Source organism: Rhizobium sp. L9 (assembly GCF_002531885.1).
Lineage (GTDB): Bacteria > Pseudomonadota > Alphaproteobacteria > Rhizobiales > Rhizobiaceae > Rhizobium.
Window position 1 is genome coordinate 67,456 of record NZ_NWSZ01000003.1, and the last position, 18,988, is coordinate 86,443.

14 protein-coding genes are annotated in these 18,988 nt (G+C 61.3%); 11 read left to right on the plus strand and 3 right to left on the minus strand.

What is annotated here, in order from left to right:
• The first annotated feature begins 33 nt into the window (after positions 1–33).
• The 4 genes from CO660_RS02260 (at position 34) to xylA (ending at position 5,845) form a co-directional block, all read left to right on the plus strand.
• Entirely contained in the window at positions 34–1,635 is a 1,602-nt protein-coding gene (locus tag CO660_RS02260; RefSeq protein ID WP_097597192.1) for a DHA2 family efflux MFS transporter permease subunit, read from the plus strand.
• A gap of 203 nt (positions 1,636–1,838) precedes the next feature.
• Positions 1,839–2,861 (plus strand): LacI family DNA-binding transcriptional regulator, encoded by a 1,023-nt coding sequence (locus CO660_RS02265; protein ID WP_097597193.1) that lies wholly within the window; start codon positions 1,839–1,841, stop codon positions 2,859–2,861.
• A gap of 20 nt (positions 2,862–2,881) precedes the next feature.
• Positions 2,882–4,336: a xylulokinase gene (xylB, locus tag CO660_RS02270; protein ID WP_097597194.1), complete on the plus strand. Its 1,455-nt coding sequence runs from the start codon at positions 2,882–2,884 to the stop codon at positions 4,334–4,336.
• Between the two features lie 198 nt (positions 4,337–4,534).
• Positions 4,535–5,845: a xylose isomerase gene (gene xylA, locus CO660_RS02275; RefSeq protein ID WP_085779520.1), complete on the plus strand. Its 1,311-nt coding sequence runs from the start codon at positions 4,535–4,537 to the stop codon at positions 5,843–5,845.
• A 61-nt stretch (positions 5,846–5,906) separates the two neighbouring features.
• Here xylA and CO660_RS02280 read toward each other — a convergent pair whose 3' ends face one another.
• Positions 5,907–6,938 (minus strand): LacI family DNA-binding transcriptional regulator, encoded by a 1,032-nt coding sequence (locus CO660_RS02280; RefSeq protein WP_097597195.1) that lies wholly within the window; start codon positions 6,936–6,938, stop codon positions 5,907–5,909.
• Between the two features lie 256 nt (positions 6,939–7,194).
• Between CO660_RS02280 and CO660_RS02285 the strand changes: the two genes are divergently transcribed.
• The 5 genes from CO660_RS02285 to CO660_RS02305 all read left to right on the plus strand — a co-directional run bounded on the left by CO660_RS02285 (position 7,195) and on the right by CO660_RS02305 (position 13,521).
• Complete coding sequence (locus CO660_RS02285) at positions 7,195–8,721, plus strand: sugar ABC transporter ATP-binding protein (RefSeq protein ID WP_097597196.1); 1,527 nt, start codon at positions 7,195–7,197, stop codon at positions 8,719–8,721.
• A 77-nt stretch (positions 8,722–8,798) separates the two neighbouring features.
• Positions 8,799–9,803: an ABC transporter permease gene (locus CO660_RS02290; RefSeq protein ID WP_085860497.1), complete on the plus strand. Its 1,005-nt coding sequence runs from the start codon at positions 8,799–8,801 to the stop codon at positions 9,801–9,803.
• An 86-nt stretch (positions 9,804–9,889) separates the two neighbouring features.
• Positions 9,890–10,837 carry a substrate-binding domain-containing protein gene (locus CO660_RS02295; protein ID WP_011426857.1) on the plus strand — a complete coding sequence of 316 codons (948 nt, stop codon included), beginning with the start codon at positions 9,890–9,892 and terminating at the stop codon, positions 10,835–10,837.
• A 248-nt stretch (positions 10,838–11,085) separates the two neighbouring features.
• Positions 11,086–12,138: a sugar phosphate isomerase/epimerase gene (locus CO660_RS02300; protein ID WP_097597197.1), complete on the plus strand. Its 1,053-nt coding sequence runs from the start codon at positions 11,086–11,088 to the stop codon at positions 12,136–12,138.
• Between the two features lie 195 nt (positions 12,139–12,333).
• Complete coding sequence (locus CO660_RS02305; protein ID WP_097597198.1) at positions 12,334–13,521, plus strand: Gfo/Idh/MocA family oxidoreductase; 1,188 nt, start codon at positions 12,334–12,336, stop codon at positions 13,519–13,521.
• A gap of 73 nt (positions 13,522–13,594) precedes the next feature.
• Here the strand turns inward: CO660_RS02305 and CO660_RS02310 are convergent, their stop codons facing one another.
• Complete coding sequence (locus tag CO660_RS02310; protein WP_097597199.1) at positions 13,595–13,996, minus strand: DoxX family protein; 402 nt, start codon at positions 13,994–13,996, stop codon at positions 13,595–13,597.
• Positions 13,997–14,263: 267 nt separating this feature from the next.
• Here CO660_RS02310 and CO660_RS02315 point away from each other — a divergent pair, with 267 nt between their 5' ends.
• Both CO660_RS02315 and CO660_RS02320 read left to right on the plus strand, forming a co-directional pair.
• Positions 14,264–15,658, plus strand: a complete 1,395-nt coding sequence (locus tag CO660_RS02315) for a GH1 family beta-glucosidase (RefSeq protein ID WP_097597200.1) — start codon at positions 14,264–14,266, stop codon at positions 15,656–15,658.
• Between the two features lie 81 nt (positions 15,659–15,739).
• Positions 15,740–17,953, plus strand: a complete 2,214-nt coding sequence (locus CO660_RS02320; protein ID WP_097597201.1) for an EAL domain-containing protein — start codon at positions 15,740–15,742, stop codon at positions 17,951–17,953.
• Between the two features lie 27 nt (positions 17,954–17,980).
• On the opposite strand, the gene CO660_RS02325 is transcribed toward CO660_RS02320, so the two are convergent.
• Positions 17,981–18,910 carry a rhodanese-related sulfurtransferase gene (locus CO660_RS02325; protein ID WP_097597440.1) on the minus strand — a complete coding sequence of 310 codons (930 nt, stop codon included), beginning with the start codon at positions 18,908–18,910 and terminating at the stop codon, positions 17,981–17,983.
• Positions 18,911–18,988 lie beyond the last annotated feature (78 nt).

Consider the following 18,988-nt stretch of genomic DNA (forward strand, 5'->3'; position numbering starts at 1 on the left):
GAGCAATTCCAGAAAAAGGAAGGCGGAGGTCCGATGGCCGGGAGCGCGACAGCAACAGCGGGAACAATTCCGGCAGCGTCCGCCCACGCCGGAGATCGCATGGATCCGAGGAAACTCATCGCCTTTTTCGCGATGGTGCTCGGCATGTTCATGTCGATCCTCGACATCCAGATCGTCTCTGCGTCGCTCGCCGAAATTCAGGCCGGCCTGTCGGCCGGTTCCGACGAGATCGGCTGGGTGCAGACGGCCTATCTGATCGCGGAAGTTATCATGATCCCGCTGTCGGGCACGCTGGCGCGCATCATCTCGACGCGCTACCTCTTCGCCATCTCGGCCGCCGGCTTCACCATGGCGAGCGCGCTTGCCGCGACGGCGACGAATATCGACCAGATGATCGTCTACCGCGCCATCCAGGGCTTCATCGGCGGCGGCATGATCCCGTCGGTCTTCGCGGCCGCCTTCACCATCTTCCCGCCGTCGAAGCGCAGCATCGTCTCGCCGATCATCGGCCTGATCGCGACGCTGGCGCCGACCATCGGCCCGACCGTCGGCGGCTATCTCAGCCACGCCTTCTCCTGGCACTGGCTGTTCCTCGTCAATATCGTTCCGGGCATCATCGTCACGCTGGTTACCTGGAACTTCATCGACTTCGACAAGCCGGAACTGTCGCTCTTCAAGAAGTTCGACTGGTGGGGGCTGATCTCGATGGGCGTCTTCCTCGGCGCGCTGGAATATGTGCTCGAAGAGGGCAACTCGAACGATTGGTTCAACGACAATTCCATCGCGCTGGCTGCCGTCGCCTCCGGTGCCGCGGCCATTGTCTTCTTCTATCGCGCCTTCACGGTGGAGTTTCCCGTCGTCGACCTGAAGGCCTTTGCGAACCGGAATTTCTCCTTCGGCTCGGTGTTTTCCTTCGTCATGGGCATCGGCCTCTATGGCCTTACCTATATCTACCCCGTCTATCTCGGGCGTATCCGCGGCTATGACTCGCTGATGATCGGCGAGACGATGTTCGTCTCCGGGCTTGCGATGTTTTTCACGGCACCGATCGCCGGGCGGCTGTCGACCAAGATGGACCTGCGCCTGATGATGGTGATCGGTTTCATCAGCTTCGCCGCCGGCACATACATCATGATCCACCTGACGGCGGACTGGGATTTCTACGAGCTCTTCATCCCGCAGATCCTGCGCGGTTTCGGACTGATGATGTGCATGGTGCCGATCAACAACATCGCGCTCGGCACGATGCCGCCCTCGCGCATCCGCGGTGCGTCCGGCCTGTTCAACCTGACCAGAAATCTTGGCGGCGCCGTCGGCCTCGCTGTCATCAACACCGTGCTCACCAACCGGCAGGATGTGCACTACGAGCGATTGCGGGAGAATATGGACTGGGGCAATTCGGCGGCGATCGACCAGATGAACAACATGGCCGCCAATTTCACCAGTTACGGCATGGACGGCACTTCGGTCGCGATCAAGCAGATGGTTGGCCTCGCCACTAAGCAGGCGGTCATCCTTTCCTTCAGCGATGTGTTCCTGATCCTGACCGCGTTGTTCGTTGCGATGATCCTCGGTGTCGCCATGATCAAGAAACCCGCGCCGCAAGGCGGCGGAGGAGGTGGCGGCGGCCACTGACCTCCGGCCCCGTCCCTCGAAAAGGCCCTCTCCGGAGGGCCTTTTTGTTGCGGTTTTCCAGCCTCTGTGTCATCAGGTGGGCGATCGCTCATTGAATTGAAGCCAGGCCGGCAAGACCGGAAAAATGATGCGGAAATCGCCCTGCTGGTTTTTTTGATTTACGTACATCAAATTTGGCGCTAATGGTCTCGTCAGGAGGAACGATGAGGCCAACTGTTCACGATATTGCCGCTGCGGCGGGCGTCAGTCTCGCGACTGTCGACCGGGTCCTCAATCAGCGTCCTGGTGTGCGCCATGTCACGCGGGAGAAGGTCGAGACCGCAATCCGCGAACTCGGTTATATCAGGGACGTCGCCGCCGCCAATCTCGCCAAGGGTCGCACTTATCCGCTGGTCTTCATCCTGCCGGCCAGCGACAATTCCTTCATGCACGGGCTCAATGCCGAAATCCAGCAGGCGATCCTCCGCTCGCCTGCTGAACGCACCGATATTCGCACCATCGAGGTGCCTGCCTTCGATCCGGCCGCTCTTGTCGCCGTGCTCGAAGGGCTTTCCAGGGAAAAGCCTTGCGGTATCGCAATGGTTGCGACCGATGCGCCTGAAGTGCGTGCCGTCGTCGACAGGCTAGTGCATGCGGGCTTTCCCATCGTCACGCTGGTCTCCGATCTTACCGGATCGCTGCGCCATCACTACGCCGGCATTGACAATATCGCAGCGGGCCGCACGGCGGCCCGTCTGCTCGGCCGGTTCCTTGGGCCGCGAAAGGGCAAGATCGCCGTGCTCGCCGGCTCCATGCTGGTGCGCGACCATCGCGAGCGGCTGGAAGGGTTCACTTCGGTCATGGGAGAGGAGTTTCCCGATCTTGCGATCCTTCCGGTTCTGGAGGGCCGTGACGATCCGGAGATCGCCCATATGCTCGTCGCGGAGGCACTTGGGAATGCCGACATTATCGGCGTCTATAGCCTCGGCGCCGGCAATCGCGGCCTCATCCGGGCACTGAAGGAGAAGGCCGTCGACCGGACGCTGACGGTCATCGCCCACGAGTTGACCGCCCACACGCGGGCGGCGCTTATCGACAACACGATCGATGCAATCCTCAATCAGAATGCCGGTCACGAGGTGCGCAGCGCCATCCGGGTGTTGAAGGCCAAGGCGGACGGGCTCGCCGTCATCGAAGCGCAGGAGCGTATCCGGCTCGACATATTCCTGAAGGACAATCTGCCGTAACGGCAAAGGGAGAATGCCACATGTATCTCGGTCTCGATCTCGGAACCTCCGGCGTCAAGGCGATGCTGATTGACGGCGACCAGAAGATCGTCGGTTCGGCCAACGGCGCGCTCGACGTCTCGCGCCCGCATTCCGGCTGGTCGGAACAGGAACCGGCTCACTGGGTGCGCGCGACCGAGGAGGCCGTCGCCGGGCTCAAGGCGAAACATCCAAAGGAGTTTGCCGCAGTCAAGGGCATCGGTCTTTCCGGGCAGATGCACGGGGCGACCCTGCTCGATGCTTCCGACAAGGTGCTACGCCCCTGCATCCTCTGGAACGACACGCGCAGCCATGTCGAGGCGGCGGCACTCGATGCCGATCCGCGCTTCCGTGCGCTGACCGGCAACATCGTCTTCCCCGGCTTCACTGCGCCGAAACTCGCATGGGTTCAGAAGCATGAGTCCGAGGTCTTCACCAAGATTGCCAAGGTACTGCTGCCGAAGGATTATTTACGCCTTTGGCTGACCGGCGAATATATCTCCGAAATGTCGGATTCGGCGGGCACCTCCTGGCTCGATACAGGAAAGCGCGGCTGGTCGTCCGAACTGCTTGCTGCCACCAACCTTTCCAAGGAGCAGATGCCGGCGCTCGTCGAAGGCACCGATCAGGCCGGCAGACTACGGTCCGAACTCGCGGCGCAATGGGGCATATCGGGCACCGTCGTCGTCGCCGGCGGCGCAGGCGACAATGCGGCATCGGCCTGCGGCATGGGTACGGTCAGCGACGGCGCGGCCTTCGTCTCGCTCGGCACCTCGGGCGTGCTTTTTGCGGCCAACGGCTCCTATCTGCCGAAGCCGGAAAGCGCCGTGCATGCCTTCTGCCACGCGCTGCCCAACACCTGGCACCAGATGGGAGTCATCCTGTCGGCCACGGATGCCCTCAACTGGCACTCCGGTGTGACCGGCAAATCCGCTGCCGAACTCACAGGCGAACTTGGCGAGAGGGTGAAGGCGCCTTCCGGCGTCACCTTCCTACCCTATCTCTCCGGCGAGCGTACGCCGCACAATGACGCCGTGATCCGCGGCGCCTTCTTCGGGCTGGAGCATGAAAGCAGCCGCGTCGTGCTCACCCAGGCCGTGCTAGAAGGGGTGGCCTTCGCCATCCGCGACAATCTCGAAGCTTTGCGCTCTGCCGGCACCAACATTTCCCGCGTTACGGCAATCGGCGGCGGCTCGCGCTCCCGCTATTGGCTGGGTTCGATCGCCACTGCGCTCGGCGTTCCTGTCGACCTGCCGGCTGACGGCGATTTCGGCGCGGCCTTCGGCGCCGCTCGTCTCGGTCTGATCGCGGCGACGGGTGCGGATCCGATCGCCGTCTGCACGCCGCCAATGACGGCAGGCACGATTGAACCGGTCGCGGCGCTGAAGGGCGCTTTTGAGGATGCTTACAAGCGTTACCGGGCGCTCTATCCGGCGATCAAGTCGCTGGCGCATTGAGAGTTTGAGCCAGCGGCCCCCTGACCCTACCCTCTCCCCGAGGGGAGAGGGCGGCGCCCGCAGCGACGGCTTTGAAAGAGCTGCAACGTTGCGGCAAGTCTTCTCTTCTCCCCTTGGGGAGAAGGTGCAGGCAGGCGGATGAGGGGGCTGTATGGCATGAACGATAAGACTAAACGACGAACCCAAGGAGACCCCAACATGAGCACCGGATTTTTCGGCGATATCCAGAAGATCAGATATGAGGGCCCGGACAGCACCAATCCGCTGGCCTTCCGCTATTACCAGCCGGACGAGATCGTCCTCGGCAAGCGCATGGAAGACCATCTGCGTTTTGCGGTAGCTTACTGGCACACCTTCACCTGGCCGGGCGGCGACCCCTTCGGCGGCCAGACCTTCCTGCGCCCGTGGTTCGAAGACTCGATGAAGGCGGCCAAGCTGAAGGCCGACGTCGCTTTCGAATTCTTCTCGCTGCTCGGTGCGCCCTATTACTGCTTCCATGACGCTGACGTGCGCCCGGAAGGCAAGAATTTTGCCGAGAACACCAGGAACCTCAACGAGATCGTCGATTATTTCGCCGAGAAGCAGGCGGCCACCGGCACCAAGCTGCTCTGGGGCACGGCGAACCTGTTCTCCAACCGCCGCTATATGTCGGGTGCGGCGACCAATCCTGATCCCGATGTCTTCGCTTTCGCAGCCGCGACGGTCAAGACCTGCATCGACGCTACGCAGAAGCTCGGCGGCGAGAACTACGTGCTCTGGGGCGGCCGCGAAGGCTACGAGACGCTGCTCAACACCGACCTCAAGCGCGAGCTTGACCAGCTCGGCCGCTTCCTCAACCTCGTCGTCGAATATAAGCACAAGATCGGCTTCAAGGGCACGATCCTGATCGAGCCGAAGCCGCAGGAGCCTACCAAGCATCAGTATGATTACGACGTCGCGACCGTCTACGGCTTCCTCAAGAAGCACGGTCTCGAAAACGAGGTGAAGCTCAATATCGAGCAGGGCCATGCGATCCTCGCCGGCCACTCCTTTGAGCATGAGCTGGCGCTCGCCAATGCGCTCGGCATCTTTGGCTCGATCGACATGAACCGCAACGACTACCAGTCCGGCTGGGATACGGACCAGTTCCCGAACAATGTTCCGGAAATGGCGCTTGCCTATTACCACGTTCTGGCAGGCGGTGGCTTCAAAACCGGCGGCACCAACTTCGACGCGAAGCTGCGTCGCCAGTCGCTCGACCCGGCAGACCTCTTGATCGGCCATATCGGCGGCATGGATTGCTGCGCCCGTGGCCTGAAGGCGGCTGCCAAGATGATCGAGGACAAGGCTCTGTCGCAGCCGCTCGCCGATCGTTACGCCGGCTGGGAATCGGCCGAGGCGCAGAAGCTCTTCCGCGGCGAGTATTCGCTCGAGGAGATCACCAACTGGGTCGAGACCAAGGATGTCAATCCGCAACCGAGATCCGGCAAGCAGGAACTGCTCGAGAATATCGTCAACCGTTACGTTTGATGATGGACGCCGGCGACCATCGGTCGCCGGCGCTTTTTGTGGTCGGCTATTCTATCTCCGTTCAGCGCTTCAACCAGTTGCGTGAGGGCGCGGAGACGGAGTTTCTCACCACGAGATCCGGCCTCAGCAGGATTTCCGTCTCGGCCGGCTGGCCGTCGGACAGAAGTTCCAATAACAGCGCCATCGCCTGTTTGCCGATCGCCGTTCGCGGCTGGCGGATCGTCGTCAAAGACGGGGATATGAAGACGGCCTGGGGCACATCGTCGAAGCCGGTCACCGAGAAATCCCGCGGAATATCATAGCCGCGTGCGCCGAGCCCGATCATGACGCCGATCGCCGTCTGGTCGTTCACGCACATAAATGCTGTGGGAAGCGTGTCGCGCATGAAAAGCTGCTCGACGGCATGCCGTCCGCTTTCGATCGTGCCGTCGCCTTCGAGCACGATCCTCAAGTCGGGCGGGACGCCAGCAGCGTCGAGACCGGCATCATAACCCATGCGGCGCCTGGTATAGGCGAGCCGGGTGCGGGAATCGCCGATGAAGGCGATCTTGCGATGCCCTTCGGCCAGCAGCAGGTCGACAGCTTTCCGAGCGCCCTCGGTATCGTCAACGCCAACATAGGGAATGCCGCCGTTGAAGACCGGTTCGAAAACCCCGACGCTCGGCGGCAGCCGCGCCGTCATGGTCTGATGACCAAAGGGCAGGATGCCGGTGAAGAGGATGAGCCCGGCCGCCTGGTTCGAGTTGAAGAATTTCAGATATTCCAGGCCGCGCTGGGCATCGTTCTGGGTGTGGCCGATCAGGACGCCGTAGCCATGGGCCCGGGCCTCGTTCTCCAGTCCGACGAGAATATTTGAAAAATTGGGATCGCCGATATCGGGCGCCACCACGAGGATCATGTTGGAGCGGCCGAGTCTGAGGCTCCGGGCCATGGCATTGGTCGTATAACCGGTGATGGCGATCGCCTGATTGACCTTGAGCCGCGTCGAGTTGGCGACTTTTTCCGGCGTGTGGATCGCCCGCGAGACCGTCGCGATGGAGACCTCGGCGATCCGGGCGACATCTTCGATTGTTGCGGGCGTGGAATTCGACACTGGGCTCTGCCTTAAGGCTGTCTTCGCCGCGACACTACACAGACTTGTCGAGAGGTCAAAGGCAAGCGTCAACTGATCTGTGTTAATCCACGATGTAAACCTTTACATCGTCGATGTAAAGGTTTACATAAGGCTCGAAGCGGATGGGAGCCGCATGCGCGTGCCTGTTTGAGGCCTAAGGCGGTTTTCAGACGGAAAATGTGCGCTAGTTCAAAATGGAGCGTTGCCGGGGTGCCGCGCTCTAGGGGAGGGCATAATGACCGTGGAGATCGCCGACACCGCACCCGTGGTGCTGTCCGCCAGGCGCATATGCAAATCCTTCAGCGGCGTGCAGGTCCTCTTCAGCGTCAACTTCGATCTCCGCGCCGGTGAAATCCATGCGCTCATGGGCGAAAACGGCGCCGGCAAATCCACGCTTGTCAAGGTGCTGTCGGGTTTCGAGCAGCCGAGTTCGGGCGAGATCCTGCTCGACGGCAAGCCTGTGGTGCTGCCGCCCAATGGCGCTGCGGAAGCGCTCGGCATCGTCATCATTCACCAGGAATTCAACCTCGCCGACCATCTGACCGTGACGGAGAGCCTTTTCCTCGGTCGCGAAGTCACGCGTCTCGGAGTGCTCGACCGCAAATATATGCGCGCCGAGACGCGCAAGGTTCTCGACGTGCTCGGTTCGCATGTCGATGAGAATGCCTTGATCAGCACGCTTTCCATCGCCGACAAGCAAATGGTCGAGATCGCCAAGGCGATCAGCCGCGATGCGCGCGTCGTCTTCATGGACGAGCCGACCGCCGTGCTGTCGCGGGAAGAGACCAATATGCTTTTCAAGCAGGTCCGCAAGCTCCGCGACCAGGGTACGAGCTTCGTCTTCGTGTCCCACAAGCTCGACGAGGTAATGGAGCTGACCGATCGGGTGACGGTGCTGCGCGACGGCCAATGGATCAAGACGTCGCCGACATCAATCCTGGACGGGGAATCGATCGCGCAGCTGATGGTCGGCCGCGAACTTTCCAGCCTCTATCCGGCCAAGGTCGAGCCTGATGTCGACGAGGAGATCGTCCTCAGCGTCGCTTCGGTGTCGACCGGTTATGTCAGGGATGCGAGCTTCGAAGTGCGCAAGGGCGAGATCATCGGTTTTTCCGGCCTGATCGGCTCCGGCCGTACCGAACTGATGGAGGCGATTGCCGGACTGCGGCCCCGCCTCGAGGGCGAGGTGGTCATCAAGGGGCAAGCGGTCCCCTCCGGCGATGTGCACGCGGCTAATCGCTGCGGTCTTGCCTATATGACCAAGGACCGCAAGTCGAAGGGTCTGCTGTTGCGCTCCGGCATGGCGACCAATCTGACGCTGCAATCGCTCGGAAGACATTCGCGCCACGGCTATCTCAGTCCGAGCAGCGAGGCGGCCGCACTGGCAAAAGCCAAGCGCCGCTTCGACATCAGGGTTCGCGACACCAATATCGTCGCCGGCCGCATGTCGGGCGGAAACCAGCAGAAGCTGCTGCTCGCCAAGGTCATGGAGACCGATCCCGACATCATCATCATCGACGAGCCGACGCGCGGCATCGATGTCGGCACCAAGCAGCAGATCTATCATTTCATTTCGGCGCTCGCCCGCGACGGCCGATCAATCATCGTCGTTTCGTCGGAAATGCCCGAAGTCATCGGGCTCTGCACAAGAGTGGCCGTCATGCGCGAAGGACGGATTGTCGGCGTGCTCGAGGGCGACGAGATTTCCGAGCAGGAGATCATGCGTTACGCCGCCGGGCTCAAAAAGAAGGTGGCTGCGTGAGGCCGGAGCGAGACTTCGCCGACGCGGACAATAGATAGGATGCCCAGACGAACTGGGACGGGAGGTTGGTTTTGGACATGAGCATTAACGAGGAGACCAGGGCGATCCGGCGCAGGTCCTGGCGTGACGTTGATCTGCGCGCGGTTGCACCGTTTGCCGCCTTGGCCTTGCTCCTGATTGTCGGCGCACTGGTCAACCCGAATTTCATCGGCATCACCAATCTTGCCAACGTCGCGACACGCTGCGCTTTCATCGCCATCATCGCGGTCGGCGCCACCTTCGTGATCTCGGCCGGAGATCTCGACCTTTCCGTCGGCTCGATGGTCGCCTTCGTCGCCAGCCTGATGATCCTGCTGATCAATTCGGGCGTCATTGCCGATCCGGTGCTGATGCTGACGGCCGCGGTGGTCTTTACGGTGATTGCCGGGGCTCTTTGCGGCCTCGCAAACGGGCTCATCACCACCGTCGGCAAGATCGAGCCTTTCATCGCCACACTCGGCACAATGGGCATTTATCGCGGCTTGACCACCTGGCTGTCGCAGGGCGGCGCAATCACCTTGCGCTCGAGTGAAATCCAGACGCTCTACCGTCCGGCCTATTTCGGCAATATTCTCGGTATTCCCGTGCCGATCGTGGTGATCCTTGTCGTCACCGCGATTGCAGCCTTCATCCTCTATCGCACCCGTTACGGCCGCCATGTCGTGGCTGTCGGTTCGAACAGCGACGTCGCGCGCTATTCGGGCATAGCGGTCAACCGCGTGCGCACCATTGCCTTCGTCATCCAGGGCCTCTGTGTGGCGATTGCCGTGCTGCTCTATGTGCCGCGTCTCGGATCCACCTCGGCAACGACCGGCATCCTGTGGGAGTTGCAGGCCATCACCGCCGTCGTCGTCGGCGGCACGGCGCTCAAGGGCGGCGCCGGCCGGGTCTGGGGGACCATCTGCGGCGCCTTCATTCTCGAACTCGTCGGCAACATCATGCTGCTGTCGAACTTCATCAGCGAGTATCTCATCGGCGCGATCCAGGGTGCAATCATCATCATCGCCATGCTGGTGCAGCGGTCGCTGGTTCGCAAATCCTAAGACAAAGAACTTCTCGGATTGGCCGGGCTTGACAGGGCACCCGGCTCGGATTGGACAAGTCCCTGATATTTTTGGGAGGAAATAGCATGCGCAAGCTCATGTTGGGTCTGGCGGTTGCGGGGGTGGCTTTTGCCGGTGCAGCCTACGCCCAGGACAAGAACTACACGATCGGTGTGTCCATTCCGGCCGCCGATCACGGCTGGACCTCCGGCGTCGTGTTCCATGCCGAGCGTATTGCCAAGAAGCTGATGGCGGAACATCCGGGCCTGAACGTCATCGTCAAGACCTCGCCGGATGCCGCCACGCAGGCAAACGCCGTGCAGGACCTCGATACGCAAGGCATCGATGCGCTCGTCATCCTGCCGTCGGATCCGGATCCGCTCGTCAACGCCATCAAGGAGGTCAAGGACAAGGGCAAGTTCGTAGCACTTGTCGACCGCGCGCCGTCGAATAACGACAATTCCGTGCGTGATCTTTACGTCGCCGGCAACAACCCTGCCCTCGGTGAAGTCGCCGGCAAATATATTGCCGAAAAGACGCCGGAAGCCGAAGTCGTCGTTATCCGCGGTCTGCCGATCCCGATCGACCAGCAGCGCCAGGACGGCTTCGACAAGGGTATCGCCGGCTCCAAGGTCAAGGTTCTCGACCGCCAGTACGGCAACTGGAACCGCGACGACGCCTTCAAGGTGATGCAGGACTACCTGACGAAGTACCCGAAGATCGACGTCGTCTGGTGCCAGGACGACGATATGGCCGTTGGCGTTCTGCAGGCGATCGAGCAGGCCAAACGCACCGACATTCAATATGTCGTCGCCGGCGCCGGCTCCAAGGACATGGTCAAGAAGGTCATGGACGGCGACAAGCTGATCCCGGTCGACGTTCTCTATCCCCCGGCAATGGTCGGCACGGCAATGGAGTTGACGGCGGCGGCACTCTACGACCAGGTCCCGGTTCACGGCAACTACATCCTCGACGCGACGCTCGTCACCAAGGAGAATGCCAAGAACTTCTACTTCCCGGATTCTCCGTTCTGATCACTTGATCAGGCAGGTGCGCCCATTCGCAAGGATGGGCGCATTTTTATGCCCTCACCTGGCGGACGGCGAAAATGCTGCACGTACCTCTTGCCCGCCACAGCCCATCATGATTAGGTCGCAGCCATACCGCATCTGGCCTCGCGCCAATCCGGCGGCAAGTGCGAGGAGGCACCTTGCTCCCGCCGAAATGCGTGCTACAAGTTCTTCAGAAACGTTTACGGTCGATATTCAGGGAGGAATCTGACATGAAGACGATCAAGGGTCCCGGCCTTTTCCTTGGCCAGTTCGCGGGCGATACCGCGCCTTTCAATTCCTGGGACACGATCACCAAATGGGCGGCCGACATCGGTTACAAGGGCGTTCAGGTTCCGACCTGGGCGAGCCAGCTGATCGATCTGAAAAAGGCAGCAACCTCCAAGGATTATTGCGACGAGTTCGCCGGCAAGGCCCGCGAAAACGGCATAGAAATCACTGAGCTCTCGACCCATCTGCAAGGCCAGCTGGTTGCCGTTCATCCCGCTTATGATGAAGCATTCGACGGCTTTGCGGCCCCCGAGGTGCGCGGCAATCCGAAAGCCCGCCAGGAATGGGCGGTCGAGCAGGTCAAGATGGCGCTGACAGCATCGAAAAACCTCGGCCTCAAGGCGCATGCGACCTTCTCCGGCGCGCTCGCCTGGCCCTTCATCTATCCCTGGCCGCAGCGTCCCGCCGGTCTGGTGGAGACGGCCTTCGACGAGCTTGCCCGCCGCTGGACGCCGATCCTCAACCATGCCGATGAGAACGGCATCGACGTCTGCTACGAGATCCATCCGGGCGAGGACCTGCATGACGGCATCACCTTCGAGATGTTCCTGGAGCGGGTGAAGAACCATCCGCGCGCCAACATGCTCTACGATCCCTCGCACTACATCCTGCAATGCCTCGACTATCTCGAGAACATCGACATCTACAAGGACCGCATCAAGATGTTCCACGTCAAGGATGCGGAGTTCAATCCGACCGGGCGCCAGGGCGTCTATGGCGGTTACCAAGGCTGGGTGGAACGCGCCGGCCGCTTCCGCTCGCTCGGCGACGGTCAGGTCGATTTCGGTGCGGTATTCTCGAAGATGACGGCCAATAATTTCGACGGCTGGGCTGTGGTCGAATGGGAGTGTGCGCTGAAACATCCGGAGGACGGCGCCCGGGAGGGGGCCGAATTCGTGGCCGCACATATCATCCGCGTCACGGAAAAGGCCTTCGACGATTTCGCGGCCGGCGGCACGGACCAGGCCGCCAATCGGCGGATGCTCGGGCTTTAAAAAAGACGTGCCGTGAGGCTGCCCCTCACCCTAACCCTCTCCCGTTCTGACGGGGAGAGGGGACTTGCCGCACCGGCCGTCGAGGTGGGCGTAAACACCGCGGCATATCACCTTCTCCCCGCGAGCGCGGAGAAGGTGGCGGCAGCCGGATGAGGGGCGCGCATCCGCACCAGGTTAAATTTCAGGAGGACAAGAATGGCAATCGAAGCATCATCGGAACAGACACGCGAGCCGCGCATCCGGCTGGGGATGGTGGGCGGCGGCGCGGGCGCGTTCATCGGTGCGGTGCACCGCATCGCAGCCCGCATCGACGATCAGTACGATCTCATCGCCGGCGCATTGTCGTCGACGCCTGAGAAGGCGGTTCAGTCCGGCCGCGACCTTGGACTCGACCCGTCGCGGACCTATTCCAGCTACCGCGAAATGGCGATCCGCGAGGCGAAGCTGAAGAACGGCATCGAGGCGGTCGCGATCGTTACCCCGAACCATGTGCATTACGACGCGGCCAAGGAATTCCTGAAACGCGGCATCCATGTTATCTGCGACAAGCCGCTGACATCGAACCTTGCGGACGCGAAGAAGCTGAAGAAGGTGGCCGACGAGAGCGGCGCGCTCTTCGTGCTGACGCACAACTACACCGGGTATCCGATGGTCCGTCAGGCGCGCGAGATGGTCGCGAACGGTGAGCTCGGCGATATCAGAGTGGTCCAGGCCGAATATCCGCAGGACTGGCTGACGGAAGCGGTCGAACAGACCGGCCAAAAGCAGGCGGCTTGGCGCACCGATCCGGCCCAGTCCGGCGTCGGCGGGTCCACAGGCGATATCGGCACGCATGCCTATAATCTCGCTTCGTTCATAACTGGCCTGGAACTCGACAGCCTGGCTGCCGATCTCGACAGCTTTGTTCCCGGCCGCCGGCTTGATGACAATGCTCATGTCATGCTGCGTTTCAAGGCGAAGGGCGCGGAAAAGCCGGCCAAGGGCATGCTCTGGTGCAGCCAGGTGGCGCCCGGCCATGAAAACGGCCTGATGGTTCGCGTCTACGGAACCAAGGGCGGGCTGGAATGGACCCAGAAGGACCCGAACTATCTATGGTACACGCCGTTCGGCGAGCCGAAGCGGCTGATCACCCGCGGCGGCGCCGGCGCCGGAGCGGCGGCCGGTCGTGTCTCGCGGGTGCCGTCGGGGCATCCGGAAGGTTACCTTGAGGCATTCGCGACGATCTATACGGAAGCCGCACATGCGATCAACGCCCGCAAGAAGGGCAAGGCTGTCGACAAGGCTGTGGTCTACCCCACCGTCGATGACGGCGTGAAGGGCGTGGCCTTCGTCGAAGCCTGCGTTGCCTCTTCGAAGAAAAACGGCGCATGGGTCAAGGTCTGAGTTTACCGATCGGCGTGGCTCGAGGAAAATGCCGAGGTGGGCTCAGGTCGCCTCGGCGTTTTGCTTATGGTCATTAGGCAGCAGCGCGGCCACGCTTCAGCAGGTTATCGACGCTGAGCGGGCCGGCGCCTGCCGCCACCAGATAGAGAAACACGAAGCAGAACAGGATTGCAGCGACGCCGCCGTTCTGGGCGGGATAAAAGCTCTTGCCAGCATGGCCGATAAAATAGGCGAATGCCATCAGCCCCGAGAGCACGAAGGCTGCGATGCGGGTCTGGAATCCCACCAGGACGAGGAAGCCGAGGATGAGTTCGATCAGTCCGGCAATCCAGGAGAGCGAGCCCATCGGCGGCACGCTTGCCGCGGCCGGAAAATGCAGGATCTTCTGCGTTCCATAGCTGAAAAGCACAAGCGACGAGACGATGCGCAGCAGGCTCAGCAGATGCGGCTGCAGCAGATGGATTGAAGAGAGCATTGGGTTCCTTTCATGTTTGGCGATGCCTTCGCTGTGTAGTGATCATGGGCTCGGCAGCAAGTCACGACTGCTGACATTCGCGTTATGAGAGCAATCGGAGGCGAAAAACGCGGCAAGTCGAAGCGGCTGGCTTGCGCAGTCTCCGCCGCTCGGCGGCCTATACTGTAACGTTGCAGTTTTTCTGCTGCCGGGCCTGTACTTTGCTTGCCGGCTTGGCTAAATCCGAGCCCCACGGTCAATTCAGATGCTGAGAGACAGGATTTACAGATGATCGATGCGAAGACGCTTGCAAGCCGCTTTCCCGGTGATTTCACCTTCGGTGTTGCCACCGCCGCCTTCCAGATCGAGGGCGCCGGTAAGGCCGATGGCCGCAAGCCGTCCATCTGGGATGCTTTCTGCAACATGCCCGGCCGCGTCTACAATCGCGACAACGGCGACGTTGCCTGCGACCACTATAACCGCCTGGAGCAGGACCTCGATCTCATCAAGGAGATGGGTGTCGAAGCCTATCGCTTCTCCATTGCCTGGCCGCGTATCATCCCGGAGGGCACGGGTCCGGTGAACGAGGCGGGCCTCGACTTCTACGATCGGCTGGTCGACGGCTGCAAGGCGCGCGGGATCAAGACCTTCGCGACGCTCTACCATTGGGACCTGCCCCTGCTGCTCGCGGGCGATGGCGGTTGGACGGCGCGCTCGACTGCCTATGCCTTTCAGCGTTACGCCAAGACTGTCATGAGCCGCCTCGGCGACCGCCTCGATGCCGTCGCCACCTTCAACGAGCCCTGGTGCATCGTCTGGCTGAGCCACCTCTACGGTATCCATGCTCCGGGTGAGCGCAATATGCAGGCTGCCCTTCACGCCATGCATTACATGAATCTTGCCCACGGACTCGGCGTCGAGGCAATCCGTTCGGAAGCTCCCAATGTGCCGGTCGGGCTTGTGCTCAACGCCGCCTCGATCATCCCGGGCTCCGACAGCCCGGCCGATCTTGCCGCCGCCGAACGTGCGCATCAGTTCCACAACGGCGCCTTCTTCGATCCCGTCTTCAAAGGCGAATATCCGAAGGAATTCGTCGAGGCGCTCGGTGACCGCATGCCCGTCATCGAAGACGGCGATCTGAAGCTCATCAGCCAGAAGCTCGATTGGTGGGGTCTGAATTACTACACGCCCGAGCGCGTCGTCGACGATGCCGAACGAAAAGGCGATTTCCCCTGGACGGTGAAAGCGCCACCGAGAAGTGACATCAAGACCGATATCGGCTGGGAAATCTATGCGCCGGGGTTGAAGCTCCTGGTCGAGAACCTTTATCGCCGCTATGACCTGCCGGAATGCTACATCACCGAAAACGGTGCCTGCGACAATACTGGTGTTGTCGATGGCGAGGTCGACGATACGATGCGTCTCGATTATCTCGGCGATCATCTCGACGTCGTGGCCGACCTCATCAAGGACGGTTACCCCATGCGCGGCTATTTCGCCTGGAGCCTGATGGATAATTTCGAATGGGCCGAAGGCTACCGTATGCGCTTTGGCCTCGTCCATGTCGATTACCAAACGCAGGTCCGCACGGTGAAGAAGAGCGGCAAATGGTATAGCGCACTTGCGGCAGAATTTCCGAAAGGCAATCACATGCCGGCTCAGCAGAACAAACTGAAAAAATAGACCGGCGGAAAGCTGCAACAGGCAGTTGCTTAAACGTTTCTGAACCCTTGACTGGCAAACTCCCCTGGTCAGGGAGCCGGAATGCAAATACTCGCAAAATTGCAGGGCAGGGGATCGGCCATAGGCCGTCACATCACCGTCACGGGCGTGCTGTTCTCCTTTGCTGTCATCGTCGCGGTCGCCACCATCATGGTGTTGACGGCACTCGAACGCGTCGCTGAGAACGCCAATGTCCTTGACGACGAGCGCTCACGCGAAACGACGATCGGCGCGTTGAAGACCTTCGAGGATCAGCTCGGCGCGACGCTCGACGATTATGCCGCTTGGGATGATGCCGCTGCCAACGTCTATGCGTCCGATGGCATGGCGTGGACGGTCAGCAACTACGGCGAGATGTCGGTCAACAGCTCGCTTTTCGACATGGCGATCCTTGTCGATGATGCGAAGAGCTCGATCATGGCCTATCGCGATGGCAAGCCGATGGAGGAGCCGCCCGCGGATTTCTTCGCGCCCTCGCTGTGGAAACTGTTCGACGTGGTCAAGGCGGCCGGCACGGTCGAGACGCCCCAGGCGGTCGGTTTCATCACCAGCAAACGCGGCATTGCCGCTGTCGGCGTGGCATTGGTGCGGAAGAAATCCGGCGCGCTTGATGCGCCCGCCGGGCAGCACCGTTATCTTATTTTCGCCCGCCATCTCGATGACGACAGGGTGGCCGGGCTCGGGCAGACCTATGTGATCGCCGGACTGAGGCTGGCGCCGCCGAATTTCGCGGCCGAATATCTCGTACCTATCGCCGATCCGTCGGGGGCAACGATCGGCAAGCTCGTCTGGAATTCTCGCTCACCCGGCAATATCGCCTACGCGCAGGTGCGGCCGATGGTCATCCAGGCACTCGGTCTCGTTGGGCTCTTCTTCGTGGTGCTGCTGACCATCGGCTGGTTGGCCGGCCGACGCCTGAAGGCGGAGGAAAACAGCGCGCGCGAAGAGGCGCTGCGCGACAGGCTGAGCGGCCTTTCCAATCGCGACGGCCTCGGGCTCGCCGTCGATCGTTTTGTGCTCGAAGCGCGCCAGAGCAAACGCAATGTGCTGCTCCTCTATCTCGACCTCGACGGTTTCAAGGAAGTCAATGACAGCTATGGGCATGGCACCGGCGACCAGTTAATCCGCGCGGTCGCGGCCGGCCTTAAAGTATTGATCCCGCAAGGCGCAGTTCTCGCCCGCATCGGCGGAGATGAATTTGCGATCGCCTTTCTCTCCGATGCCGAGAACGCTGCCGCCCTCCAGCTTGCCGAGCAGATCCTTGATTTTCTCGTCGAGCCGCTGGAGATCGGTCGCCGTGTTGTCGTCGTTGGCGCCAGCATCGGCATCGCCATGTCGCCTGCCGGTGCAATCGATCGCGAGGAACTGGTGCGCCGTTCCGACCTTGCCATGTACAAGGCGAAGGAGGCGGGCCGTGCGCGCATGACGCTTTACGATCCGTCGATGGATGCAGACCGGCAGCAGCGCAATGCGCTGGAGCTCGATCTCAGAATCGCCATTGAAAGCGGTGACCTGACGCTTGCCTATCAGCCGCTGGTCGATGCGGGGACGCATGCGCTGACCGGCGTCGAGGCGCTGGTACGGTGGAACCGTCCGGGACACGGCCCGGTTTCGCCCGAGGTGTTCATTCCGATCGCCGAGACCAGCGGCCTCATTGAATCGCTCGGCCTGTTCGTGCTGCGCAAGGCCTGCGAAACGGCCAAGCAGTGGCCGGAACTGAACGTCTCGGTCAATGTCTCGCCCGGCCAGTTCCGCAATCCCGCCTTCACCGATTATGTGCGCTACGTGTTGAAGCAGACGGAGATCGAGGCCAGCCGCATCACGCTCGAGATCACCGAAGGTTATATGATCCAGAATCCGCAGCGCACTCGCCAGTCGATTGAACGGCTGAAGGGGCTGGGGGTTAAAGTGGCGCTCGATGACTTCGGTTCCGGCTTCTCTTCGATCGGCTATCTCAGACAGTTCGGCTTCGACCGCATCAAGATCGACCGCTCACTGGTCATGGGCGTGAACGAGGACAAGCGCCAGCGCGAAATGCTGCAGGCAACGGTGGCGCTCGCCCGCTCGCTCGATATCCCAGTGACGGCGGAAGGCATCGAGACCGAGGGACAGGCGGTCGCCATGCGCCTGTTCGGCTGCGACTGTCTGCAGGGCTATTTGTTCGGAAAGCCTCTGGCGGCCGAGCGAATTACCGAGATGCTGAACGAGCTTCGTACTGCGGAGCAATCAACCCGGCGCCGCCTCGGCGCGGCCTGACGGCGAAATTCCCGGGGCGCGAACTCATCAGCTGCCGATATGCCGTTGGCCGCGTTTTTTCGCCAGCGCGATCTGATGCTGCCGCTGACGGTAGCGCAGCCGGTCTTCCTCTGTCCTCGTGTGATAACAGTGGCTGCAGGAAACGCCTTCCTCATAAAGCGGCGAGGCAATTTCCTCTGACGTGATCGGGTTGCGGCAGGCGTGGCACAGCCGGTGCTCGCCTTCCTTCAAGCCGTGTTCGACGGATACACGCTCATCAAAGACGAAACAGGCGCCCTCCCAGAGGCTTTCTTCCTGCGGCACTTCCTCCAGATATTTCAGGATGCCGCCCTTTAGATGATAGACCTCATCGAAACCCTCGGCCTTCATGAAGGCGGTGGCCTTCTCGCAGCGTATGCCGCCGGTGCAATACATGGCGACTTTGGGCTTGTTGTGCAGCCCCGTATTCCGGCGCACCCAATCAGGAAATTCGCGGAATGTCTTGGTCTTGGGGTCGAGCGCGCCGCGAAAGGTACCGATTGCCGTCTCATAGTCGTTGCGGGTGTCGATGACGATCGTATCGGGATCGGAGATCAGCGCGTTCCAGTCCCGGGGCGCCACATAAGTACCGACAGTCTTATTGGGGTCGATGTTCTCGACGCCCATGGTGACGATTTCCTTCTTCAGCTTCACCTTCATGCGCAGGAAGGGCATTTTCGAGGCGCGGCTTTCCTTGTGCTCCAGGCTTGCAAATTCCGGCTGCGCACGCAGGAAGGCGAGCACGGCGTGAATGCCGGCATCCGGTCCCGCGATCGTACCGTTGATGCCCTCATGCGCCAGAAGCAGCGTTCCCTTGACGTCGTTTTCCTCGCACAGCGCCTGTAGCGGGGCCTGCAAGGTGGCAAAGCGCGGCACGGATACGAAATGGTAGAGCGCCGCTACGAGGAACGGGCCGGTGTGTGTCAGGCTGTCGGTCATGGGCGGGAAATACAGAAAATTGACCGTTCGCGCAATTGCCTTCCGCGCAGGCGACCGACCGTCTTCAGGATCGCGCCT